This is a genomic window from Mucilaginibacter agri (assembly GCF_009928685.1).
Taxonomy (GTDB): Bacteria; Bacteroidota; Bacteroidia; order Sphingobacteriales; family Sphingobacteriaceae; genus Mucilaginibacter; species Mucilaginibacter agri.
The window spans coordinates 917718-943343 of record NZ_WWEO01000045.1 but is presented as its reverse complement, the minus strand read 5'-3'; the positions used below and the strand labels follow the sequence as shown (position 1 = coordinate 943343).

Sequence of the window (25626 nt, the reverse complement as noted above, 5' to 3'; positions counted from 1 at the left end):
GGCCGTGGAGCGGGTATTCCAGAAAGCAGCTTCACAGCAATGAGGCTGCTTCCCGGTTACTTTTATTGTCTGCGCCTATTTCAACGCAATGTCTATTCCGGCTGAGAGTGTTGATTCAACATTTTCAGAGAAATTAATAGCCGCGCTCACATTACCATCGCGGCCGATTATAAAACTGGTGGGCCATAAAGTTATCTGATATTTTTTATCAATCTGGCGCGATGATGGAAGTATGGTGTAAGCAAACGCATGATCGTTAAGAAATTCCCTTACATCGCGCTCATTGTTAAATGTTAAAGCGAGAAATACTACATCATTGTCCTTGTACCGTTTAACTAAATCATTGAGTGATGGCATTTCCTGCAGGCATGGCGGGCAACTGGTGAACCAAAAATTCAATACAACAACTTTACCTTTAAGTGCAGCCAGCGACTGGAATTTTCCATTCAGATCCTTGAGCGAGAAGGCCGGAGCTGGCTGGCCAATCATCGCCTTCATGGCGTGCTGGCGTTTCTCATCCTCTTCTTGCAGCATTTTGCCCATTTCGGGTGTCAGACGTACAAGATGCATTACATGGTTTTTATCATCTTCTTCATTATGCTGAAACATAATTCTTTCGCCGTTCCAGGCTTTCCTTACGCTGTCCAGTTTATCTCGCGATATCGACATTCCATCGGGCAAAATGAATTTGCTAACATTCATCTGCTGTGCACAAACTGTTATTGGCAACCAGAGCATACAAACCACCAACAGCTTTACTAAATCCTTCTTTTTCATAATACCTTTAGTTTTACCTAAGCAAAACTAAAAACTGTACAGTTCGGAAAAGTTAAAAGTATAAACGCTAGTGTTAACAAGTGTTAACGTCAACTTTTGTTAGTCTTTATTAGGTAGTTTTGCAATGCTATGAAAAAGAGGCTAAAGTTTGTTTTTCTTATTGCGGCGCTTACTGCGGGCCTTATTATTGCATGTCAGCTATACTGGGTGTACTATAATTTTCAAGTTTCAAGAACAAATTTTATTGCATCAGCCAATTATGCGCTTCGGCAAAGTATAGATGAATATCAACTAGCGCAAAACAAACTTCCTACGTCGCTGCAGTATAAGCAACCCAGCCTTACATTTATGCAACGGACACTGCCAAGCCAGGATCCGCTCGCATTGGATACACCAAGTTCTAAAAGACGTTTCAGTGCAGAATTTACAACCGTAGCAGTAGATGAAATTCATCTTCGTGAGATTAGAACGCTGGTGTCGAGATTGTTGTCCCAGCAAAAGCATAAACCACTTAATCTCGATACGCTGAGTCGGTTGTTTCATCAGGAGTTGCTACGGAATCAGATTACCGAACAGTTCCATCTTTCGATAGCTCGGGGGAGTCGCGTTCCGGTTGGCGAGATAGCCGCAGCGGTTAATTTTTATAAGGATCCAGTTACAATTAAAGCGATAGCTATGCACCCACAGGCATATTTACTTAGGCTTAATCTATTTCCGGCACTTATATCTTCTTTGCTGATTTTATTATCTGCCGGAAGTCTATTTTATATGTGGGTCATTATCAAGCGTCAAGCCCGCCTTGACACTATGAAAACCGATTTTATTAACAATATTTCTCATGAGCTACGCACTCCCTTAAGTATACTGAAAACTTCTAACGAAGCACTGTCCAGTTTTGGCGCGGCAGAAAATCCAGCCTCTCTCGCAGGTTACCTACAGATCAATGCCGGCGTTATTGAAAATATGGATGCCAATATTGAACGTATCGTGAATTTCACCAGAGCCGATTTGGGTATGCAAGAACCGAAGCGGGAACTTGTGCTGCTACAGGACATTATCCAACAGGTAGTTACCGGCCTCTCAATTGGTAAGGGGGGTAATATACAAGTCGATATTGGAGATGAACCAATTAGTGTTTTTACCGACAGATATATGCTTGGTATTATTTTGACTAACTTGATAGAAAATGCCATTAAATATGCAAACGGGGACCCTGAAATAGAGGTTCGAGCCCGGCAATATCCTAAAAGCTGGCAATTACAGGTGAGCGACCGTGGGCCGGGTATCGCAGCGGAGTACTTACCTTATATATTCGACAAGTTTTATCGGGTGCCAACGGGCGATGTTCACGAGATTAAGGGATATGGTATTGGTCTTGCGTATGTAAAACAACTAGTAGGTAGCCTTAAAGGGAGAATTGAGGTTGCCAGTAAACCTGGTAACGGGACAACGTTTACTTTATTTTTTAACTCATGACAGAAAATATACAAGTACTTCTGGTGGAAGATGAATCCGTTTTAGCAGCCATTGTTAAAGAATCTCTTGAAAAAAGAGGTTTCCATATCTCGATAGCCAATAATGGGGTTGAAGGATGGGGCATGTTTAAAGCCATGAAACCAGATGTATGCGTAATAGATGTGATGATGCCACGAAAAGATGGGTTTTCGCTAGTGGCTGATATCAGATTGGTTGATGATGAGGTTCCCCTGATCTTTTTAACTGCCCGAACACAAACCGAAGATGTTTTGAAAGGCCTTGAACTTGGTGCCGATGATTATTTAAAAAAACCATTCAGCATGGAAGAATTGATTCTACGGCTTAAAGCCCTTGTGCGCAGGCGTGTAGAAAAAGTTCCTGTGCTGGTGGCAAAAGAATTTTTGATTGGAGAGTTTCTTTTTTATCCCCAACAACAAGAATTACATTATAAATCAAAGATTTTCGGGCTATCTCAGCGTGAAGCCGATTTGCTATTGTTGCTATTACAGAATAAAAACCAATTGCTCGATCGCCGGATTGCTCTGACGAAGCTTTGGGGTGAAGATACTCCGTTTACAGCAAGGAGTATGGATGTTTACATTACCCGCTTGCGTAAGTTTTTCAAAGAAAGTTCAGTTGTAGATATCGTTAACAGCCGTGGTCAGGGATATTCTTTAGTAGAAAAACATTAACTAAGTAGCCCTGGCTTTGAATTTAAACGTTTTGAGTTCTTTTTATTTATCCTTTACGGTTACTAATTTCAGAGAAAAGCAAAAGACCTGTAAAGTGAATATTTACAGGTCTTTTGTAAGCTTGTCAAATTGGAAACCTATAGTCCCTTACCATTGTAAGCGCCCACATTTGGTGCGGATGTTGGCGAAATTGGATTGCCAAAATAATCTTTAGCCCCGCTATTCGGAATAATAACTCCTGCGCCCAGCGCTACCGAACCAGCTTTAAGTTTAAACCCGGCGGGATTGCCAGAACCTGGATTTACAAACTTAACATCCCCGTTAATGGGATGGACTTGGGTTGGTTGGCGTGCCGCGGCATTCCTGTAAAATGCATTATAATCAAACTTCGTATTACTGCCCTGGGATATTTCGAACGTAGAGCCTGTGCCGCCGTTATCGTAAATGTTATTATAATATGTGGTGTTGCTGGGTGTTTTACCATTCCAGCTCTTTTGCCAGGTAAGAGCCACACCAGTTTGGCTTGGACCTATATCGATTACGTTGTTATAGATGAGCGTATTGGTAGCTGATCCGGATATCCTCATCATAAATGCATGACCATCATGTTGTTGAACGGTTCCATCTTTCTCAATAATATTAAACTTTACCTGCGTGCCATCGTTAAAACTGGTCGCGAAACCTCCTCCGGTAATTAAAAGCCCAAAATCATTATTGTGTAGATAGTTATATTGGATGATAGTGTTTTTGCAATAGAAGTCTGCGTCGAGGCCACCTGCATCATCATCGCCTTTATTTGCCTTGGTGTACCGGCATTCGTTGTATTGAAATTTCGCGTAATCGGAAGAAAAAGCGAATGCCGCATTCCCGCTGCCTTTAATGGCACAGTGATCAAAAAGATTACGTTCAATCAGCGCGTGATCGGTTACCCGGATAATAAGGGCGTTGGCTCCGGATCTGGTGAAATAAGAGTTTCGTACAATTACGCCAAGTGACGGCTGCCAGTTTCCAGGATCAGTCAAAGTTCGGTCTTTCCAGGTTGAGCCGAAGAACAGCCCCGTACGGTCAACATCCCGAACAGTACATCGATCAATCAAAATGTCGTTGAAGTACGTAGGCGTGCTGGTTCCCGTAATATTGAAGTAAATGCCGCCATTATATTTAGTATCATCCGTAGCATCCAATTTTCCATTAACGCCGTGAACCAGAACGTTACGCAGATAAATATGATTAACCGATCCTTTGTCCTGTGCCTGTATCAATATCCCCAAACGCATAGAATGGTTAGATGAATTATCTAAACGATCTGGCAGATTCCCGTTTGCGTAGTAAGATTGATTGTTAGATTCCCAGGCATCCAGGGTTTGGCCCTCTTCGGTGCTGCTGAAATTGGTTACTTCGATATCATTAATTTCCCAGTAAGCTTGGTTATACAAATAAATTGTACTGGTGTTGTTGCCGCCTCCCTGTATCAAGGGTGCGCGAAGCGTGGTATCTCCATACCGGCCAATAACGATTGGACTACCGTTGGTGCCCGATCCTAAAGGGTGAAGGCGATTGGTCCAGCTCTGCCCACATTTAAAGAGTATAACGTTTCCGGGCTGAAACGTGGTTTGGTTTACTTTAGTAATCGTTCTCCAAGCCGTTGCGGGGCTCTTTCCGTCAAAGCTATCTTTGCCATTTACTGCGTCAATGTAGTAAGTAGCTGTTACAGCCATTGCGCTTACATTAGTGGTGGCCATAACGGCAGCCCCAGCTTTTGAACTTTCTGGTTGGCTGGTAATCAGCTCATTTTTCTTACATGCTGTGATAACAAGTATGGCCATAAAGGCCAACATCTTTAAATTTCTTATCATGTCGGTTCTTAAATTGGTTTCGGAAAACGAGCATAAGATTGGGGGCTTTTTCGATACCGAGTATCGGTTCTGTATCAGCAAGAACTGGGTAGGATTTTAATTGTCCTTCCCGGCAGCAATAGCAAGGTGGTTTATTTGGGCTAAGAGAAACGCATAAGGAACAGTTCCGTCGCATAGCCTGTTTTATTGCATAGGAGACTATTTCTCACGGTTGATATCAGAGCAGAGTTTTTCCAGCCTTCCGAAATTAAATTTATTTCTTCGTAATTCAAATTCACTAAATAACCTACTTGTTATACAACGTGCTGGCGAAAGTGGAATTAATTTTACAGAGGATATTACCTATTTCAGGATAGATGAACCTGTTGTGCTTGTAGGTGATAGTTGCCGGGGGTGACGCCTACTAGTTTTTTAAATGCGCGGATAAAATAATTGGTGTCAACAAAACCAAGTTCATAGCTTACAGCGGTTACTTTTGCTTGTGGATTAGCCAGTAGCTGTTTTGCTTTATTCATCTTCTCGGCTAAAATATAGTCATTGGGGCTAATACCTAATTCCCGCTTAAATAAACGGTAAAAGGTGGCCTTACTCATGCATGCTTTATCACTAAGCTTGTTAATGTTGATCTTTTCACCCAAATTGGCTTTGATGTAGCTCACAACATAGGCCATTGGGTTGTGCGTTGTGCTGTTTTCTTCATTTAGCACTTTTAGGTTTTGAGTTTGCATAATGCGTACCATTAGCTCTTTCAAGGTCAGATCGGCTAGTATATCCTTCTCCTGCGACCTCTCTGAACAAATGCGAATTACCTTGTTTATGAGGTAGGCTATCTCTTCGTTGTTATAAAAATGGTACTCATCATAATTTAGCAACCATTTACCACCGCTTCCTTCTTTCGGAAAAAATTCATTAAGGTAGTTTATCGTTTTGCTGATCTGTACCTGATCTATGGCTAATGCAATACACTGTGTTGGGTTGTCGCCAGATGCTTCCGGAAAATCTATACGCATGGTTGATGCCGGTGGCACAATAACTGTTTGGCCCGGAAAGTAATCAAAGCCATGCTTATCAAACAAGTGCATTACTTTTTTACCCCGCAGCATACTCGTAATCACAAAATCATTAAAGGTAAGTGGCACCTGGTACGATTCGGTATAGGTTTCAAATACATTCAGTTCGCAGCTTTCCAGCGTGTAAAAGGTTCTGTTCTCTACCAGAGTCTGCAAATTGGCGGCTTTGCTCAGGTTTACGGTATCCAAAATATGTGGCACATTATTCATCAGGACAAAGGTTAAATACAACTGGTTACCCAAATATAACGGTATTTGTATGCGATAGTATATAGTGAGACGATAATGCTATGTGTTGCAACAATTATACTATCTACCCTTAGCCATAGCCCGTAGGTTTGTACCACCAATTCCTGATCAATAAGGGTTAATATCAATACAACCCAGGTCTGTTTATAAACCATAAAATAATGATATACTCATGGAAAATGTAGTAGCGAAACCAACCTTTAAACCCCATTACGATAATTTTATCGGGGGTAAATTTGTGCCACCTGTTAAAGGTGTTTATTTCGACAACATATCGCCGATTGATGGCAAAGTATTTACAAAAGCGGCGCGTTCGAGCAAGGAAGATGTGGAGCTGGCATTAGATGCGGCGCATGAGGCATTTAAAACCTGGAGCAAAAGTTCTGCTACTTATCGCAGCAATTTACTGTTGCAAATAGCACAGAAGATTGAAGACAATTTAGAGTATCTGGCCACGGTAGAAACGATTGATAATGGTAAAGCAATCCGCGAAACGCTTGCTGCCGATTTACCATTGGTGGTAGACCATTTTAGATATTTTGCTGGCGTTATCAGGGCCGATGAAGGTAGCATATCAGAACACGATGAGTTTACTGTAAGTATTAATCTGCACGAACCAATCGGCGTGGTAGCGCAAATTATTCCATGGAATTTTCCACTGTTAATGGCCACCTGGAAAATTGCGCCCGCATTAGCCGCTGGCTGTTGTACCGTAGTTAAACCGGCTGAGCAAACCCCTGCATCCATTATGATTTTGATGGAACTTATTGGTGATATTTTGCCTCCGGGTGTATTAAATGTAGTTAATGGTTATGGTATTGAAGTGGGCAAACCGCTGGCAACTTCGTCACGTATTTCGAAAGTAGCATTTACGGGTAGCACTACATCAGGTCGCTTAATTATGCAGTATGCAGCGGAGAATATTATTCCTTCTACTATGGAGTTGGGTGGAAAATCTCCCAATATTTTCTTCGAATCGGTAGCGGCCGAGGACGATGCATTTTTTGACAAGGCCGTGGAAGGCGCTGTAATGTTTGCATTAAATCAAGGCGAGGTTTGTACCTGCCCATCGCGTATGCTTATTCAGGAAAGTATTTACGACAAGTTTATTGCGCGCGTAATTGAGCGTACCAAAGCTATTAAAACAGGTCATCCATTAGATAAAACAAGTACAATGGGGGCACAGACTTCAAATGAGCAGTATCAAAAGATTTTATCATACCTCAAAATTGGTAAGGAGGAGGGCGCCGAGGTTTTAACCGGTGGTAACGCAAACAAACTTCCTGGCGATCTGGACACCGGTTATTATATAGAACCCACTATCCTGAAAGGCAATAATAAGATGCGCATTTTTCAGGAGGAGATATTTGGCCCCGTGGTATGTGTTACTACATTTAAAACTGTTGACGAGGCTATTGAAATTGCAAATGATACACTTTATGGTTTGGGGGCCGGCGTTTGGACACGCGATGCGCATGAGCTTTATCAGGTGCCGCGTGCCATTCAAGCCGGTAGGGTTTGGGTTAACCAATATCATGCTTACCCCGCCCATGCACCATTTGGCGGTTACAAGAAATCGGGCTTTGGACGCGAAAATCATAAAATGATGCTCGATCATTATCGCAGCACGAAAAACATGTTGATATCATACGATAAAAACAAACTGGGTTTCTTTTAGCATTACACCGGGGCGCGCGTATTTAAATACGTCGCCCTTCTTTTTCTACCTATAATAATTATTAAAACATGAGTAAAATGCAAGCAGCGCGCTGGTATGCAGCGAAAGACATTAGAGTTGAAGATGCCGATGTGCCACAAGCAGGCAAAAGCCAAGTAAAAATTGCCGTTCAATACGCAGGTATTTGTGGCTCCGATCTGCACGAGTACACCCATGGACCAATGCTTATTCCCGCCACAACTCCTTATCCATTAAACGGACACGTAGGTGTTACCACCCTTGGCCATGAATTTGCCGGGATTGTGGAAGAAGTGGGTGAAGGCGTTACCAATGTTAAAAAGGGCGACCGTGTAGTGGTTGAACCCTTGTTTCGTAATCCGGATAGTCCATTTATTACCAATGGCGAGTATAACCTGTCGGAACCGCTAGGATTTGTAGGATTAACATCAAACGGCGGCTTTGCCAAATACACCGTAGTAGAAGATTATATGGTGCACAAAATACCTGATAGCATGTCGTTTGAACAAGGTGCTTTGGTTGAGCCTGCCGCTGTGGCTGTATACGCCGTATTACAAAGCGGATTAAAGCTGGGACAAAGTTGCGTTATTTTCGGCGCCGGCCCAATCGGCCTGCTTTGCGTACAGGCTGCTATCGCAGCCGGGGCTACCAAAGTTATTGTGGTTGATGTTGCCGATAAACGGCTGGAAAAAGCACAAGAAATAGGGGCATCACACATAATTAATGGGAAATCTGAAAATATACCCGCCCAGGTAAAAGCAATTACAAACGGTGGTGCCGATATTTACCTTGATGCCGCGGGCGTTCAAGCCACATTTGATGCCGGCATTGCCAGCCTAAAAAATGGCGGCACAGGAGTATTGGTAGCTTTGTTTGGTAAACCGGTTACGCATGATGCTTTTGCACAGGTAGTACGTGAGATTACGATAAAGGGTATTATTGCCTACCGCAACATTTTTCCGGAGGTTATTAATTTGATCGACTCGGGGCGTATGCCGGTAGAAAAGCTGGTTACGCAAAAAATAACACTTAATAACATCGTTAAAGATGGCTTCGAAGCGTTGGTAAGCAATCCATCGCAGGTGAAGATATTGATTGACATTAACGGCTAAATAACTGTTTTAAAAGGAGGCTGTATGGTAAAGAGGATATTAGCGACCGACAATGCTAAAGAGGTTATTGCTCGGCTTAAAGCAGAATATGGCGAACTGATGTTTCATCAAAGTGGCGGCTGTTGCGAAGGATCTTATCCGCACTGTTTCGAAAAAGGCGGTTTTTTAATAGGGAGTAATGACGTGTGTATTGGTGAGGTTGAGGGCTGCAAATTTTATATGGCTGCCGACCAATTTGCCTATTGGCAACATACTCAGCTCACATTAGATGCTATGGAAGGGCGCGCTGCAAGCTTCTCGCTCGAATCCACACTTGATGTGGGTTTCCTCATTCAATCCCGCTTATTTACTGATGAGGAATTAGAAAATCTTGAACCCATTGGCAATTGCTAATGCAGTCCATTTTGACCAAAACAGTCTGAAAAAATAAAAGCATTCTCCGGTAACGAAGAATGCTTTTATCTCATTTACGCTTGTATTAAGCTATTTTAACTCTTACCGCGTTAGGACCTTTTTTGCCCTGCTCTATTTCGAATTCAACGCTATCGTTTTCACGGATAGTGTCGATAAGACCACTTGAGTGAACAAATACTTCGCTACCATTGCTAAGTGTGATAAATCCAAATCCTTTTTCTGTATTGAAAAATTTTACTGTTCCTGTTTGCATTAGAATATATTTTGGTGTCAAAGATACCTTTTATAAGCGAGAATGCAGATATAATAGTAAAGAGCAGTGAAATAACCCACCTTATTGCCCTTCGCGCCGTAATCATTAGTTTTATTTTATATTTATGTTTAAGTTTTTAGCTTGGTTTATAGTGAAAATCTATTCGAGTTATACATTTACACTTAAGTATTAAACTATTCGTTTCTAAACATAACACGGTTGTTAACGTTAATATGCAATTACAATTTGAGCATTGATTAAGGCATGAGTAAAGTATTTACAATAGCTGAGGGTTTAGAAAATCTGGGCGCACTACGTACCGGCGGACAAGGTTCTGTTTATAAAGGCCGACGGATGGGACCAATAATTAGTGCCGTAAAGTTATTGCCTACACCAATCCACACCGAGAGCACGGACGATAAAAACTATCGTAATTTTTTAAACGAGGTAGAAAAGCTAAAAAAGGTTAACGAGATCCCCAACCCTAATGTAGTTAAGATTTTAAACTCGGGCATTACGGAAAGCGGCTCATTCCCATTCATAGAAATGGAGTTTATAGATGGACCCGATTTGGAGGAATTACTGAAACCCCCTCACGAAAAAATCTTCACTATAAAAGAGGTTATAAAACTTGCCGATCAATTAGCCAGTGCCCTGGCACATTGCCACAAGGTAGGTGTGAGGCATGGCGATATTAAAAGTAACAACGTTAAATTCAATATACATTCAGGCAATTATGTGCTGTTGGATTTTGGCCTTTCTGTAATGTCCGATGAGCAACGGCGAAGCAGTATACGCCATGCGGGGGCAATTGAGTTTATGGCACCAGAGCAAAACGACGGGCAAATGCTGATGCAAACAGATATTTATAGCTACGGCGTAATTATCTATGAGCTGTTAGCGGGGCAGGTGCCTTTTCCGTTGCACGACAATGGTGAAACTTCACGTAATACCGTGATGATGTCGCATATGGAGACTCCAGTACCCGATATTATTGGTCTGCGGAAAAAGAATATGCCCGAAAGTTGGCCTAAAGAAAAGCAGGATTACGAGTTGCAAGTACCACTTTGGCTGTTGAAGTTGGTTGCCAAATGCCTCGAAAAATCGCCGCAAGGTCGCTACAAAAATGGCATGGAGCTTCAAGCGGCAATTGTTTATAACAGTATCGTCGAAATTCGAAATGAAATTACTCCGGTAACTAAAGCCCCAGTAAAACAGGAACTTGAACATATAGCACCGCTGTCAAATCCATCGAACCAAGACTCCTTGAATTATAGTGGGATGATGCATCTCTCCAAATCTCTTTTTACAGGGTTAATAATTTTATTGGTGTGTTCGTTCGGTTACATAGGATACTCTTTTCTTCATCAAAGTAAACCTAAAGTTATGCCGCTCGCTACTGCCCAGCCCAGAGACTCAGTGCCAGCGCGAGATACCACCGACAACAATTATACTGAACCCGAGCAGAAAACCAATACAGATTACTTAGATAAACAACAGGTAGCAGATTCTACCAAGCGGAGCATTCAGGAACAAATTGAGAAAGCGAGGCAGAGCGTATTGCCACAGCAAGATTCTACGACAGCAGACACAGTTAAAAATAATCCATAAGAAGGTAGTTATATTTAAAAGCTTTAAAATAATATATGGAGTCAAAAGCATCTATCTGGCAGCGTATTGGTTTACAGGATTGGTTTTTAACATCTGGCAGTGCAGATAAAAAAGCCAAAGTAAATGCACTTACACCCGACGATGTATATAACTACATACTCGGGAAGTTCAATGATTCTATAAGAGAGCTTTCATTCGCAGGCCGCGTGGTGTTCTATCACGAGTTTATTATCAGCTTTAATTCCGAAGACTATACAGAATTTATGCATAATAAACAGGGCTTATTCGGGCTAATAGTTAATGAGAGCGTTAAAAAGTTCTATGAAATACTAAAGCAAAGCCATGAATCTGGCAGTACAGTAGTACCGTCGAGTTCTAAATGGGTATTTAGATTGGTTTCACACCCCGATTATGCCCGTGGAGATATTGGCTTCATAGGCAAACTGATGCCCGGTAACACCCAAAAGGAAGAAAATCTCCGGGTAACGTTTATCCCGCGTCATACTGGTATTGCGCAAACTTTTGATATTAGCCAGGATGTAATGAAAGATTTTAATTATTACAGCGAAGGTTATTACGAGTTGCCTTACGTTAATAATTTTGAATATCGGGAGAGTAATCCTGAAGTTAGTGCCCCTAACAAGTCGCAAAAGAGCGTGGCTCGCTTTGAAACCATTTTGCCCGAAAAGCAGTTTGCAGGCAAAAAAGTAGAATACTTTATGACTGAAGACGAGATTATCGTCACCGGTAGTGAAGACGAGCGAGATGATATTAATATATTTAAAATACCTTCTGATTGGGTAAATACGCCGCATTTGAAAATCAGGTACAACAGATCAGATGGTAAATTCTATCTCGCTTCTTTTGGCGAGCGTACCATTTTGAATGAGAATGAGGTAGTTGCAAGTGATATTAATTCACCGGCTTGGACCGAGTTGCCCTTAAACTCAAAAATGCTTTTGAACGGAATTGTAGGTGTTAACATTTTTAAACCATAATCAATGTCGCAACTACTTTCTATCGGCTTATTGGTGATCTGCATTTTGTTACTAGTTACACATTTTTCGGATATTAAAAACTCCCGTAAACCTAATGGCTGATCAGTTTTTTGGCATAACCGATACCGGTAAACAACGTAGTAACAACGAAGATACGTTTATTGCACAATGGGCTGCAAAAAACGATATGATTATAGCCTGCGTAATAGACGGAGTTGGAGGATATTCAGGAGGTGAAGTGGCAGCCGCATTGGCCCGCGAATCTTTTTTAAATCGAATCAATAAGGCAGCATCGGGCGATGTGATTCCGATGCTTATAGAAAGCTTTAATCTGGCCAATGAACGAATTTTGAAAGATAAGCAGCAAGCTGACGAGCGCCGAAATATGGCCTGCGTAGCTACGCTCGCTATGGTCGATATCGAGAAGAATCAATTCTATTATGCCCATGTTGGCGATACCCGCTTGTACCTCCTGCGCGATCAATCTTTAGTAAAAATAACGCAAGATCATTCTTTCGTGGGTTATCTGGAAGATTCTCAGCGGTTAACTGAAGAAGCCGCAATGGCACATCCAAAACGTAATGAGATTAACAAAGCACTCGGTTTCGAAAGCGACTTAGCCAGCAAAACAGATTACATAGAAACAGGGCAGTCACCATTTTTGCCGGGCGATATGTTGTTACTATGCAGTGACGGCCTTACAGACATGGTTAATAAACAGGATATTACCGATATCCTGACGGCAAGCATGCCCCTTAAAGAGAAATGCAAGCTGCTCGTTAATGCTGCCAATCAAAACGGTGGCCGCGATAATATTACGGCAGTATTGGTACAAAATGACAAGGCAAGTTCCCAACACGAAGCTACCATGCCATCTTCATCATCGAAATCCAAGGGAGAAGAAGCTATAAGTTCAAAGGAACCGGATGAAGTGCCGATGAATTTCAAAAGAAAAACAAGCGTAGCTATTCCGGTTTTAACCATTTTAATGATCGTATTTTTAGGTAGTACGGTATGGTTTTACCTGCAAGGGCAGAAGCCGCGGGTAATTGTTGAACAAACTAAAGTAGATTCTCTTATCAAAAAGCAACGAAATGCACAGGAGGTCAAATTGCAACAAGCGATAGACCAACTCAAAGGACACATCCTGTTATTAGATACTTCATACAAATCACCTATCGTAATAAGTGAGGCCATAAACATATCTAAAGACAGTTTGCTGATTAAAGCGAAAAGAGAGATGGTGTTGCAAAGCGACTCAGCCTATACTGGGCCTATATTTATATTATCTGCCAAAGCTAAAAGCTTGCAATTGGACAGTGTTGCCTTTCGCGATTGCCAAACTGCAGTCGCTTCGCGAAACCAAACGGTGGGATTAAAAAATGTGAGGTTTTACAACTGCAAAACCGCTGTGCAGAACTATATCGAAGTCCCTGAAAAAAAATATATCAATGGTAAAATAATGCCTTTAACGCTTAAAGCAGATTCTTTACCTGTAAAGATCAACTAACATGGATCAAGGAAAAGCTAATCCGTTTTCGCGGTCTAAGGAGCGCATTTTCTTATTACTGATCGCGTTGATGCTAGGGGCTCTGTTTTGTCGCTTATATATGGTGGAGCAAAATAATTTTGTTGATGTTGACAGCCGCCTGAAGGATGGCACCATGGTAAATCTTAACGCAAAAAATCCGGCACAAAACTTCAGTAAGTTACTCGCAAAAGGCCATTATTTTGAAGATGAAAACGATATTAAACTTATCGAAAGTGTAGTGGCCGAACGTACAGCTCAAGGAAGAAAATTCGACAATATCGGCGAGCTTAACAAACGGCTTTATTATGTAAATGCCGATGATGCCTTTAAACAAGGAGGAGAGTCATTTAAACAACGGGTAATGGTGTCGCGTTCGTTATTGGGTTTTACGGGCGACGATTCACTGCGTTTTCAACAGGAGCAAAGTAACCCACCAGCCTTATTAAATGTTACGGATATTGGTTTAAATGGCGGCAGTATTAGCGGTAAAATAACCAACAAAGCTGGTAATGTTGCGGGGGTATTGGTTAGGCTTAAAATGATCTTACCCCAAGACAGTACTTATAGCGACGAACAGATAGATGAGATTAAGCGTCTGGCAGAAACAGGGCAGGGGTTTAAAAAGATTTACACCAACGACACTAACGGTAGTAAACACCTGCAAGCCTTAACCGCTTTTGCTCGCACTAATAACGAGGGGTATTATTCATTTAAAAATCTGCCTGCAAATAAAGCATTTGAGGTATTACCACTACAGCCGGGTTATCAATTTGGTAACACAGCTGGAACTGAAAATCTCGATGGGGATATAACGTTCAATTTTAACCAATCGCCACATACCATTAGACTATTGTCTACCCGCGATTTTAATATACTTAGAAAAGAGAAGTCTCTGATCATTCGTACGCCCGCTGAATTTAATTCATCATTCTGGCTTATTGTAGCTTGTTTTTTTGCCTGTTTCTTAATTATGCACCTGGTATTAACCTGGAAATTTGCGGCAACAGATCAATTACTGCTGCCAATTGTTATGATTTTAACAGGTATCTCATTCTTAACACTCTTGAGTTTGCAAGATCCCTTGAGTGATAGGTTCCTTGCTAAAGACTCACTTTTTTATTTGTTTATTGGCTTTGTGGGTATGCTGGTTATCTTATCATTTAATTTGCGGCGCTTTACTACAGATTCTAACTTTTACCGGCTATTTGTTTTTAAACGAGATGCTAAAGCAGCCAACGGTTGGCCCTGGATATCCGTTGCTATAGTATTGTTAATGCTTACCATTAGTTTGGGCAGCGGGCCAGAGGGTAGCGGCGTTAAGGTTAATTTGTTTGGCGTTCAACCTAGCGAAATTGTTAAATACCTGGTGATTTTGTTTCTGGCAGGTTTCTTCGCCAGCAATGAGCGTTTTATTAGCGAATACCCAAGTTGGCAAAAACGATGGTCGTTTTTTTCCTTTGCGCTTGTAGCCACGGTGGTTACGCTGTTTTTGTTTTTGATACTGGGCGACCTGGGGCCAGCTATGGTAATCTGTTTTTCGTTTATTATCCTATTCTCTTTCGCTCGTGGAGATTTTGGCTTTATGGCTGCTTCCGTAGTGTTTTACGTGTTGGTTACCTGGGTATTTAAAAATGTTTGGTTATCAGCATTGCTAACGGCAACCATGCTTTTACTGGTTTACTTGTTTAAACGTAAGCAATTAAGCGAATCGGCAATTATGGCGCTGATCATTATTGCAGGATTTTTAACTATCGACAAAATTCCGCACCTCGACAAACTCATACCCGGCCCGGTGCAACGTTTGGTTGATCGTAAAGCTATTTGGGAAGATGCCTTGAATAACGAAGTATACGGCGGCGACCAGGTTGCCAATGGGCTTTGGGGAATCTCTGGTGGTGGAGTTGCCGGGCAGGGTATAGGAGAGGGCTTTGCCAAAACAATACCCGAAGCACATACCGACATGATTTTACCGTCCATAGGCGAAGAGTTCGGATGGGTGGGTATAGTCTGTATTTTTTTGCTGTTTTTACTGTATTTACACCGATCGGTAATTATAGGGCGGCAAACGGGTACCCCGTTTCTGTTTTATTTATGCGCTGGTATAGGTGTTTGCACCTTTGTACAATTTCTGCTAATTGCCGGTGGTTCAACGGGCGCGCTGCCGTTGTCTGGGGTCTCATTGCCTTTTGAAAGCTATGGTGGCTCGTCGCTTGTTGTTAATTTTTTGGCCGCGGGCTTTTTATTGTCAGCGTCATCCGTTAAAGGTTCACAGGTGCAAATGGATTATATAACCAAACAGCAAGATCATAATTTGATGCCAGCATTATTTGCTGCCGTTATTGGTGTTCTATTGCTGATAGTTAATGTTTCGAGGTATGCTTTCAATAATACCAATTGGGTGGTGAAGCCCGCACTGGTAGCCGACAAAAGTGGTACCAGGATGTTTAGTTATAATCCGCGGATTGCCATATTGATGAACAAGTTGCAGGCTGGTACTTTGTATGATCGGGAGGGGCGCATATTAGCCACCAGTTCCTCAGATTTAATTAGAAAGCAACGAAGTTTATTGGACGCTGCTGGCGCCGGTAGTTTTGATATCGAGGCTGCTTTGCATAAGCGCTTAAGCAGATATTATCCGTTTGAAGCGCAAATGTTTTTTTGGACTGGCGATGCCAATACAGGAATTTTTAACGGAAGCACCAACGGTTACTTTGCCGAATACGAACATGCTGCCGAACTACGAGGCTTCAATATGCCGGTAAGCAACTATAACGTGCGTGCAAGTCGTTTTCAGGAAGATAGGTTTTTGCCGCACGGTGTAAAAGAAATGACTGTAAGTAAGCGCGATTACAGCGCTTTAGCGCCATTGCTAATTGCTGGTATTAACAGCGACGAGGTGAAAGCTTTCAAACTGCGTAACCGCGATGTGCAGCTTACAGTAGATGCCGATTTACAAACCAGTATCCAAAACTCGATAGCGGCTGATACGGCGCTTAACGATAACCGGGTTTCTGTAGTTGTGATGGAAGCAGCTACAGGTGACGTGTTGGCTTCGGCCTTATATCCTTTGCCTCCAATACATAACTGGGAGCAGCTTACCATGCCGGTTAGTGATCAGAATAAATTAACACAGTGGATGACCACAAGTGATTTAGGGTTTACCTATGCAACGCAGCCGGGCTCAACGGCCAAGGTGTTAACATCGCTGGCATCATTTAATAAATTGGGATTGGCGGCTGCCGATAAAACATTTACAGTAACTGAAGCCGAGCGTATCCGGACTAAAGGTTTGGAACCTGATGAAACTGGTGAAATTACGTTGGAGCGCGCGGTAGCCAAATCAAACAATGTATACTTTATTAAGCTGGCGAACGAAGAGCATTTGCAGGAAGATATGGCTACTCTTTATTTAAAAACCGGAATGTTTTTACATGGGGTAGGTGGTTATTTTTACAACAAACAACCAGACAATACTGCACAGGAAGAAAAGTGGCGCGATCTATGGCGCTCAACCGAGTTTAATACTAAACCTAAATATGATCCGAATAATATCCGCAAGACACGTGCTAAGGGTATTTCTGGCATGGCTTGGGGGCAGGGGGCGCTTATAGCTACTCCGGCAGCTGTGGCGCGGTTAGTGTCTGGCGTGGCTAATAATGGAACCTTAATTGCCAACAGGTTTGTGCTTAAGGTAAGTAATCAGCCACAAGTGATTAAAGAAGGCGTAAAGCTAACTAATGACCCGGCATACGCGGCATTAATGACCAAATATATGATAGAGCAAAGCGCCCCCAAAGCCGCAACTCTGGGGATAAGTGTAGCAGGCAAAACCGGCACGCCCGAACGAATTTGGAAAGGAGAAAGTATAAACGATGGCTGGTATGCTTTTTTTGCGCCTATGGCAAACGGAAAAGGCAATATGGTAGTTTGTATTCGTATAGAAGCGACCAAAGGTTCGTCTGATGCAGTTAAATTGGCAGGTGCACATGTGATCCCCTTCTTGTTGAAGAAAGGTTATATAAAGAGTATCGACCAAAGCGAGGTGAGTGAAGTAAACAACGAGTAGTTTTTCAAAACATTAACCAATGTTCAATCTGTTTAAACGAAAAGAAGATAATACCCCTAAAGACGTAAAAGCTCTTAGAGATGCGTTGCTACGCTTTATTAAAGTTGAATTGCAAAAATCTGAAGGCGGCGAAGGGCGTAATATCAAGGGTATTCATCTGTTTTTTTTAACCAATCCGGCGGAGAAACACATATTTGAATCTGTAGTTTATGCCACTGAGCCAATGCGTTTTAAAGATGAAGTACAAAGAATAGCCGATGATTTCGCGCTGGGACTACCCGAAGATTGGGAAATGGCAGTCAGCTATGAGGATGCTTTGCCAATGGATGCCATTAAAGTTCCCGATATAGATGCGTCGATCTTTATTCGCACAAAAGAAAATACTGTTCAGAAAACTGGTTCGGCTTATATTCGGGTATTAAGCGGGGAAGCAGAGCAAGAAGAATATCATATTACCTCTGAAGTAACTAAATACAATATAGGCCGGGAGAAAGAAGTGCAGGTTAAAGACGGTTTTTTTAGACACAATCATATCGCTTTTCCAGGCAACAGCGCCAATGAAAGTAATAAATACATCAGCCGGCAGCATGCGCACATTGAATGGAGCCCAGAGCACGGTTGTTTTATTTTGTTTGGCGACGAAGGTGGAGTGCCACCACAAAACAAAATAAAAATTAAACAATCGGACAATGATAGCCTTATCAAACTTAATGCTATACAAATTGGGCACAAGCTGCAAGAGGGCGATCAAATTATTTTGGGCGATTCGGCAGTGATACGGTTTAGCTATAATTCCGAAGCGCTGAACGAACTTAATACATCTGGATAACCACGCTAAGCTACTTTCTATTTAAATACTACCGAAGCCAGCTTCTCTACCGCTTGCGCATGCGTTATTTGTTCGATATCCATTACAAATTCTATCGGGCCACCTTCTTTACCACAACCAAAACATTTGAAAATGTTTTTTTCGGGTGAAACCATAAAGGAATTAGCCTGGTCTTTGTGGAAAGGACAGTCACCTCTTAGTGTTCGTCTGCCAGCTGTTAAATTGATAACTTTTGAAGAAATGCCAACAAGGTCGGCGTGCGCCTGAATATGCGCGATAATATTTTCGGATGCCATTGTATAAATAATCGGCTGATGTAAACCTTGCCGTAAAAATACATGGCATTTTTTCTAAATGGCCCGCATTTGTCAAATTGTTGAAAAAAAATTAGCCTATTCGAAAACTAAGAAGTTTGCGATAAACTAGTTGAGCAAACCACCGGTAAATTGCAATTTTATCTTCACCTGGAAGTTTTTAATCACGTTGAAAATTTCTTTTAAGGTTACTCTTTCAATGGTTGTCAGCCTCGAAATCTCTATATAATTATCGGCTTCAACATGATCTGCAATAATTTGGCTTGATTGGTTTTTTAAGCGCATATTCATTAACAAATAATAAGACTGGCTTAATTCATTGTATTCAGCATCGGTAAAAATATTTTGCTGTTTTAAGGCCCAAAGCCTTTCTCCTGTATTCACTGCGAATATTCTGTGCTTTAACGCATAAACCCTAACCAGGTCTACAATAGGCGACATCACTTTTTTAATATCAAAAACTTCTCGTGATCCTTTGGTAAACGTGCGTATACTCTTAAAGAAAGTTAATGGAGGCTCATATTGCAACGCGTTCTTCGCCATGTTGAAAAACAATTTCTCCGAAGGATGCTCCTTCAACTCATTGTCCAAAAATTCATGAAGTTCATCCATTATCGCAGTCTCCCCATAAATGGTTCTACAATCGAAAAAGGTTGAAAAATTTATAACAGTTTCCGGGATAGATTCATCCATCCAATGTTGGTAATTTTTTTTCCAGTGAGATAAAGAATGCGTCCATTTTGGGTTTTTTGCCATAAAGCCACCGGTGCAGAAACTGAACCCGATATGATCTAATTTACCCGACACGCGGTCGGCAAAATCGAGGAAATAATCGCGAACCATCTCCCTATGTTCATTTGCTTTGTCTTCATAAATGATAGCATTGTCCTGGTCTGTTTTAAAGGTCTGCTCTTTACGCCCTTCACTGCCAAGCACCATAAAAACAAATTTAGCCGGCGGCGCGCCCAATTCTTCAATTACATTTTCGATAACTTTCTGTGCAATTGTATCGGCAATGGTGGTGATAACCTGGTTAGCGATCTGGGCGTTTACACCGCGATTGAGCAACTGACTAACAAATTGTGGTACCGAATGCCATTTGCGTTTTAATTCATCGTCGGATATGGCCGACTTTACCGATTGAATAAAAGCCAGCGGAGATTGAGCCTGGTCGCTTAATAGTTTGTTACGGCTTATGAACCCGGCATGCTGCCCTGATTTATTAACGAGCAGATACCGCGTTTTTGTGCGAAACATCATTAAGGCAGCTTCGTAAGCAAAGGCATCAGCATTTAGGCTAATAACCGGTGATTCTGTTACATCACCCACAGGCGAACTTGCAGCCTTTTGCAAGGCTATCACACGGTCGCGTAATGTAATGTCTGTGACGTAGCCAAAGATCTCACCTGTATGGTTTGTAATAAAAAGACAACTTACTTTATTTGCGGCCATCAAACGTGCCGCCTCAAAAATGGGTGTGTTTTTGTTGCACTGTACTATAGCTCTTAATTCCATCGTTTCCAGGCGACGTGTAAAAAGATCTTCTGCAGCTACGAAGTTCTCCTCGGCAGATACCGGGCGTTTAAAGAAATGTACAAATTCTTCGTTCTGCATCCGCTTGCCAAATTCAGATGCAAAATATTGGAAGAATGGTTCGGACGTTTTACAAAGCTCCCTGAAATATTTGCGGTGAAGGAAATAGACTAAAGTTCCTTTTTTAGCAATAACAGTTCTTAAAGATTGGCGCTGGTTTAAAAGTAACGATACTCCGCCATAGCAAAACCCAGGTTGATGAATTTCCGGAAGCCGCTTGTTTTTTCCGCTATCGTAAAAGAAAGATTCGTAATTACCTTTAACAATAATGTCCACACCTTTCAACTTTGATATTTCCTGGTGATAAATAACCTTGTCTTTTGGGTAGTTGAGCTCCTGTAAATGTGTAGATACTTCCATTAATAATTCGTCCGAGAGGAGATTAAACGGAGAAATGCTTTTTAAATATTGAGAATGCTCGTTCATAGGTAAGCGATGTAAGCAACTAAAATAAATAATAGCATAAATAGAACTACTGGAAGTAAACATCCTTTTCGGGTACTTGTAGGATCGCGCCAATTAGCAGCTTCTTCATTCTGCCGCTCAATCTCGATGGATCCGATTTCCCCACGGTTAACAAGCTCAAAAAAGCACGCGGCAGTAGCTTCTGCATCGGTAAGTGCATTGTGTTGGTCTTTCAGATCGTTTTGAAAAAGGAAAGTATACAATTCGCTCAGATGTAATTGCCTGCCAATCCGGTTCATAGAAGCTTGGCCGGTCGCCTGCATAGTACAAAATACAGGAATTTGGCCTAAGGGATCGGGTAAGCCGGCGCGATGAAAAGCCGCGCCTAATACATAATAATCAAACCTAATAAAGTGCCCCACCATCAATGGCTCGAATTCTTTCAGGTCGTTAGAAAGTTCATGTAAAACGCCGGCAGGAGGGACGCCATGGTTACTCAGAAAATCATCGGTGATTCCGTGTATGGCTCTGGCAGATTCCTCGATTTTAACCTGCTGTAAGTTGAGGTAATAATTACGTTTTTTTATTTCGTTTCCATATCGGTCGTAAACAACCCAGGATACCTGTACAGGCGACGGCCAGTTAGTTCCATTTGAAACGGGTGCAGACCAATTAGCAGGTAGGCCAGTGGCCTCTGTATCAATAAACAGGATATATTTATTCGCTAACTGGGCGATTGACGACATGTTGGTTTACGATATGGTAATTCAGTAAAAAAGCAGGCCATTCCCGCGGTTTGCTCCCTGGGGAATTAATTTTATAATTATAAGTGTTTTATTTACAATTATAAAATAAAATTATTGTGTGCCTGATGAAGCCATAGTCGCGCCTTTAAAGTTTACCAGATTATTTTGTCTCCGTCGATTTACTGGCAATTATTATCCTGAATTTGTTGTGATAAACTACACGTCCATTGGCTTGTTCATATGGCTTGATGGCTTCGGTTAGTGTGCTGTAAACTTTTTCAAAGCCAACATTTTCAATGGCACGGGCAACGGGACCGGCAGACATCAATCCATTAAGCGCAGTAGGGGTATCTGGATAATCCCAAATAGCAGGTATATCTTGGTTGTTGATGATTTTAAATCCCGTTTCTTCTAATAAATTTTCTAACAATTGATTTTCTGATAGCGCAAATGGCCCGGCTGCTCCAGGTGGGGGAGCCGGCAGTAAACCGCCGACGGCTTTTAAGTAGGAGGCGGCCTCGCAATCTTCTTTATTGCCCCAAATCATTGCCACAAGTTTGCCACCTGGATTTAATACACGCAGTGCTTCCGTAAGGGCATTTTTGGCGTGAGCAGCGTATTGAAAAGAATTGAATCCGCAAACAAGGTCGAAACTGTTATCGTTGAACGGGAGTTCTTCCATTTCGCCTACTAAAAAGTTAGCCTGTGGCACACGATTTTGGGCCTCGGCTATTAATTCTGGAGTGGCATCGAGTCCTGTAATTTGCTGGGTGAGTTTGCTGGCCATTTTACAAAAGTAGCCTGATCCACAGCCTATATCCAACAAAGCAGTTGAAGCATTTATGGATATATCCTCTAAAACAAAATTGTACCCGGTTTTACCCGTGGGTTCCTGTATATCGGCCCAATGTTTAACGCGTTGTCCCCAAAGTTTGCCTTGTATTGCCTGCGATCCCATGATGCTTTGTTTGATAATCAAGGTAAGTAATTACCTATAATGGAACTAATTGGGGCGAATCATTTATTGCACTATAAACTTTATGACATCTACTTTTCCCTCTACCGAGGTGATCCGTAGCATGTAAAAACCACGTTTTAATGAAAGAGACGAGATATTTGCGTCAACCGTGTTGCCCGACGATGTAAAGAATTTATTAGATACGTTATAAGTACCTCCGTTAAAGTTAATGATCTGCAAAGCCGAAGCTCCTTTATATTTATAACTATCGGGGAAAGCCACCTGTAAGGTGTTGTGTACCGGGTTAGGATATAGAACGGGTTTGCTTATCTCATTGTTATTATCGCTATTTTGATTTAAGGATAAAGAGCCTCCTATATCGCCATCAACAGCAACTCTATTATCTGTAGCCGCCAAGGTTTCAACAGTAGCATCTGTTGTTATTTTGGCTAGTCCAATTATAAAATACTCTGCTAAGGCTCCAACCGCCGGGCTTTGCATATTCCCTCCTAGGCTAACCGTTCCGGCTGGAAAATCTTTGCTGAAAAGCGTTAAACTGGATTGTTTAGGGTCATCCGTCCCAATTTTATCGGTCAGTTTTTTCCAACCCGAAAGCCATCCCGGTAAGGTGGTAGCACGGGGATCATAGGCAACATAAATGGTTGCATCCTCCGATATATTAAACGTAAGCAGGGTGGATGTTGTGGCCGACTTATCGTCTGCCGCTGTTTGAATAAAGGCAGCCCCAGTTAATGTAGCAGGTGCAGTTTTAATAGTGTAATCTCTATCTGTATAATAATTTATACCAGGGCTTAGCTTTGCAAGCTGATAACTGCTTGCAGTAGTTTGTTTTATGTTTGAAATTAATTGCGTAGTGCTGTCTGTAACAGTAGTTGTAGTTGACGCAGTGTTAGCGCTTATCCCCATTACAAAATACTGCGTTAAAGCTCCTGTTTCGGGGCTCTGCATATTGCCTCCGAGCGTGATCGTTCCAGCTGCAAAATTTTTACTGAAAAGTGTTAATGTTGGTTGTTTAGGGTCATCGGTTACAATTTGATCTGTTAGCTTCTTCCAGCTGGACAACCAGGCCGGTAATTTAGTGGCCCGAGGATCATAAGCAACGTAAATAGTTGCGGCAGCCGATATATTAAATGTGAGTAAATTAGATGTTGAGATGGCTTTATCATCGCAGGCAGTTTCTATAAAATCAGCTCCGGATAATGCTGAAGGCACTGTCTTAATGATGTAGTCCCTATCGGTGTAATACTTTGCCCCTGGGTTTAGTTCCGCAAGTTGATAGCTGTGTTGTGTACTTGCTTTTATGTTCGAGATCAATTCTGTTGTGCTGTCATTTTTAAAATTTGCAGTTATCGCTGTGTTATTATTTAATGTTACAACAAGGGGATTACTTCCAGATACCTTATCACCGCTCCAACCGGTAAAATGCCAACCCGTTGCCGGTGTCGCCAGTAACGATACAATGCTATTGGGAGTGTAGTCTAATTGGTCGGGTGTTTTACTTACGGTTCCTGATCCATTTGTGCTAACATTTAAAGTATATTTTGATGAGGTGACAGTTATGTTGATGCAAAATGTTGCTTTAGATGCTGCCGTAGCACCTGTTGCCGTAATATTGCCAGTATAATTTCCGTTTGCTAATCCGTTGGCATCAATCGCCACATCTATATCGGTACCATTGAGGTTAACAGTACCAATACCATTTTTTTTAATAGTAAGCCAGGATGCGTCGGACTTTAGGCTATAGGTTGTAGTATTTTCAATTACGTAAAGTAAATTATGGACGGTTGCGCGTTTGTTACTATCCAAAGCCGGGGAAATGCACGCTGCAGAGAATCCAAGTGTTCGGGCGGTACTACGTGTTACATTAGCTACATATGTTTCTTTACGCTCATTGCTGTAACTGTTTAAAGCGCCATTTGTGATGATGAACGAAGAGCCTGATATTTTGGATGAGAGGCCTAAAAAACTGCCTGGCAATGTGTATGATGTTAAGTTTGTCCAGGCACCTAACCCGTTATTTGATTGTGGGGTGAATTGGTACGTCGTGTTTTGGGTAAGATTGTTATATCCTTGTCCACCAACCAAAAATATTTTACCGTCCACAGCAAATGTAGCTGCTTCTGCATGTGAGCGTGGTTTTGGAAGGTCGGTTAATCGGGTCCATTTATCGGTTTGCGGGTCGTATACGTGGCAATACATTTGATCAACAGCTCCGCAATCGTGCTGAAATTGTCCTCCAAACGCATAGATTTTTCCGCCCAGTACCACATAACTAATATGGTTTCTTGGGATGGGCATCGGCGCCAGTTTATTCTCCCACTTGGTACTACTCGGGTTAGCCATATAATCGTCCACATTGATGGTTAAATGTAGCTTGGCCTGGTCTTCACACATGGTTGGTCCAAAGCCCCCAAAAACGTGAATGGTTCGCCCCAGTAAAGCATATCCCCCTGCACCTAACGGAAATGGTTGCCCTGTAGACGGATCGGTTAGTTCGGGGCCAATGGACCATTTGTTGGTAGTAATATTATAGATGCTTACCTTACTGCTTGCAGGTCCATGCGCATCAACGGCACGGCCGCCTATTATCCAAACGTTGTCGTCAACAAGAATTATTCCCTGGTGGGTAACCTCGCGTCCTGCGGGAAAAGTGGCTATCTGGCTCCATTTATTGGCGGCGATATCATAAACCTCGTTGGTTTTTTCGATAATCGGATTGTCACCAAAACCACTAAATACATACAGTTTGTTATTATATAACACGTTGTTACATTCCGCCCGTTTCCTTATTTCATCGGCTTTTCTGGTCCATTGCGCGCGCGCAACACTTGCTGAAACTATGAGCAGGATGACAGTTATTCTAAAGGCAAGGGCTAATATGGGATATGCCCTTTTGAAGTCGCGATAACGGGGTATCATAAGATAAATTGTTACTAAGGTGTTGAAAGTCGCCTACAGG

General features: G+C 42.0%; 20 protein-coding genes. 10 read left to right on the top strand and 10 right to left on the bottom strand.

The window, feature by feature from the left end; genetic code table 11:
• Window positions 1-75: 75 nt before the first annotated feature.
• The gene (locus GSY63_RS23995) at window positions 76-777 is read right to left on the bottom strand and encodes a TlpA family protein disulfide reductase (protein ID WP_166588381.1); all 702 of its coding nucleotides are present in this window, start codon (window positions 775-777) and stop codon (window positions 76-78) included.
• A gap of 129 nt (window positions 778-906) precedes the next feature.
• On the opposite strand from GSY63_RS23995, the gene GSY63_RS23990 reads away from it, so the two are divergent.
• Complete coding sequence (locus tag GSY63_RS23990) at window positions 907-2253, top strand: sensor histidine kinase (RefSeq protein ID WP_166588380.1); 1347 nt, start codon at window positions 907-909, stop codon at window positions 2251-2253.
• Window positions 2250-2945 carry a response regulator transcription factor gene (locus tag GSY63_RS23985; RefSeq protein ID WP_166588379.1) on the top strand — a complete coding sequence of 232 codons (696 nt, stop codon included), beginning with the start codon at window positions 2250-2252 and terminating at the stop codon, window positions 2943-2945. The genes GSY63_RS23990 and GSY63_RS23985 overlap by 4 nt, the downstream gene beginning before the upstream one ends.
• A 137-nt stretch (window positions 2946-3082) precedes the next feature.
• Here the strand turns inward: GSY63_RS23985 and GSY63_RS23980 are convergent, their stop codons facing one another.
• The 3 genes from GSY63_RS23980 to GSY63_RS23970 all read right to left on the bottom strand — a co-directional run bounded on the left by GSY63_RS23980 (window position 3083) and on the right by GSY63_RS23970 (window position 6275).
• Entirely contained in the window at window positions 3083-4801 is a 1719-nt protein-coding gene (locus GSY63_RS23980) for a hypothetical protein (protein WP_166588378.1), read from the bottom strand.
• A 347-nt stretch (window positions 4802-5148) separates the two neighbouring features.
• Window positions 5149-6081 carry an AraC family transcriptional regulator gene (locus GSY63_RS23975; protein ID WP_166588377.1) on the bottom strand — a complete coding sequence of 311 codons (933 nt, stop codon included), beginning with the start codon at window positions 6079-6081 and terminating at the stop codon, window positions 5149-5151.
• An 11-nt stretch (window positions 6082-6092) separates the two neighbouring features.
• Entirely contained in the window at window positions 6093-6275 is a 183-nt protein-coding gene (locus tag GSY63_RS23970) for a hypothetical protein (protein ID WP_166588376.1), read from the bottom strand.
• Between the two features lie 17 nt (window positions 6276-6292).
• Here GSY63_RS23970 and GSY63_RS23965 point away from each other — a divergent pair, with 17 nt between their 5' ends.
• The 3 genes from GSY63_RS23965 to GSY63_RS23955 all read left to right on the top strand — a co-directional run bounded on the left by GSY63_RS23965 (window position 6293) and on the right by GSY63_RS23955 (window position 9321).
• Complete coding sequence (locus GSY63_RS23965) at window positions 6293-7798, top strand: aldehyde dehydrogenase family protein (protein WP_166588375.1); 1506 nt, start codon at window positions 6293-6295, stop codon at window positions 7796-7798.
• A gap of 68 nt (window positions 7799-7866) precedes the next feature.
• Complete coding sequence (locus GSY63_RS23960) at window positions 7867-8928, top strand: 2,3-butanediol dehydrogenase (RefSeq protein WP_166588374.1); 1062 nt, start codon at window positions 7867-7869, stop codon at window positions 8926-8928.
• 24 nt (window positions 8929-8952) lie between these two features.
• Window positions 8953-9321 (top strand): DUF779 domain-containing protein, encoded by a 369-nt coding sequence (locus GSY63_RS23955; protein WP_166588373.1) that lies wholly within the window; start codon window positions 8953-8955, stop codon window positions 9319-9321.
• Window positions 9322-9406: 85 nt separating this feature from the next.
• On the opposite strand, the gene GSY63_RS23950 is transcribed toward GSY63_RS23955, so the two are convergent.
• Window positions 9407-9595 (bottom strand): cold-shock protein, encoded by a 189-nt coding sequence (locus GSY63_RS23950; RefSeq protein WP_166588372.1) that lies wholly within the window; start codon window positions 9593-9595, stop codon window positions 9407-9409.
• A gap of 264 nt (window positions 9596-9859) precedes the next feature.
• On the opposite strand from GSY63_RS23950, the gene GSY63_RS23945 reads away from it, so the two are divergent.
• The 5 genes from GSY63_RS23945 to GSY63_RS23925 all read left to right on the top strand — a co-directional run bounded on the left by GSY63_RS23945 (window position 9860) and on the right by GSY63_RS23925 (window position 18630).
• Window positions 9860-11206 (top strand): serine/threonine-protein kinase, encoded by a 1347-nt coding sequence (locus tag GSY63_RS23945; protein ID WP_166588371.1) that lies wholly within the window; start codon window positions 9860-9862, stop codon window positions 11204-11206.
• 35 nt (window positions 11207-11241) lie between these two features.
• Entirely contained in the window at window positions 11242-12204 is a 963-nt protein-coding gene (locus GSY63_RS23940) for a hypothetical protein (protein ID WP_166588370.1), read from the top strand.
• Window positions 12205-12298: 94 nt separating this feature from the next.
• Window positions 12299-13714 carry a PP2C family protein-serine/threonine phosphatase gene (locus GSY63_RS23935; RefSeq protein ID WP_166588369.1) on the top strand — a complete coding sequence of 472 codons (1416 nt, stop codon included), beginning with the start codon at window positions 12299-12301 and terminating at the stop codon, window positions 13712-13714.
• Between the two features lies 1 nt (window position 13715).
• Window positions 13716-17801, top strand: coding sequence for an FtsW/RodA/SpoVE family cell cycle protein (locus GSY63_RS23930; protein WP_166588368.1), 4086 nt, complete (start codon window positions 13716-13718; stop codon window positions 17799-17801).
• A gap of 19 nt (window positions 17802-17820) precedes the next feature.
• Window positions 17821-18630 (top strand): FHA domain-containing protein, encoded by an 810-nt coding sequence (locus GSY63_RS23925; RefSeq protein ID WP_166588367.1) that lies wholly within the window; start codon window positions 17821-17823, stop codon window positions 18628-18630.
• A 17-nt stretch (window positions 18631-18647) separates the two neighbouring features.
• Here the strand turns inward: GSY63_RS23925 and GSY63_RS23920 are convergent, their stop codons facing one another.
• From GSY63_RS23920 to GSY63_RS23900, 5 genes are all read right to left on the bottom strand, one after another.
• Window positions 18648-18926, bottom strand: coding sequence for a CHC2 zinc finger domain-containing protein (locus GSY63_RS23920; RefSeq protein WP_166588366.1), 279 nt, complete (start codon window positions 18924-18926; stop codon window positions 18648-18650).
• Window positions 18927-19052: 126 nt separating this feature from the next.
• Window positions 19053-20963, bottom strand: a complete 1911-nt coding sequence (locus GSY63_RS23915) for a DUF294 nucleotidyltransferase-like domain-containing protein (protein ID WP_166588365.1) — start codon at window positions 20961-20963, stop codon at window positions 19053-19055.
• Window positions 20960-21688, bottom strand: a complete 729-nt coding sequence (locus GSY63_RS23910) for a 3'-5' exonuclease (protein ID WP_166588364.1) — start codon at window positions 21686-21688, stop codon at window positions 20960-20962. Before GSY63_RS23910 ends, GSY63_RS23915 begins: the two co-directional genes overlap by 4 nt.
• Before the next feature lie 160 nt (window positions 21689-21848).
• A complete protein-coding gene (locus tag GSY63_RS23905) occupies window positions 21849-22646 on the bottom strand; it encodes a class I SAM-dependent methyltransferase (RefSeq protein WP_166588363.1) in 798 nt (265 codons plus the stop codon).
• A 63-nt stretch (window positions 22647-22709) separates the two neighbouring features.
• Complete coding sequence (locus GSY63_RS23900) at window positions 22710-25586, bottom strand: Kelch repeat-containing protein (protein ID WP_166588362.1); 2877 nt, start codon at window positions 25584-25586, stop codon at window positions 22710-22712.
• Between the last annotated feature and the right edge of the window lie 40 nt (window positions 25587-25626).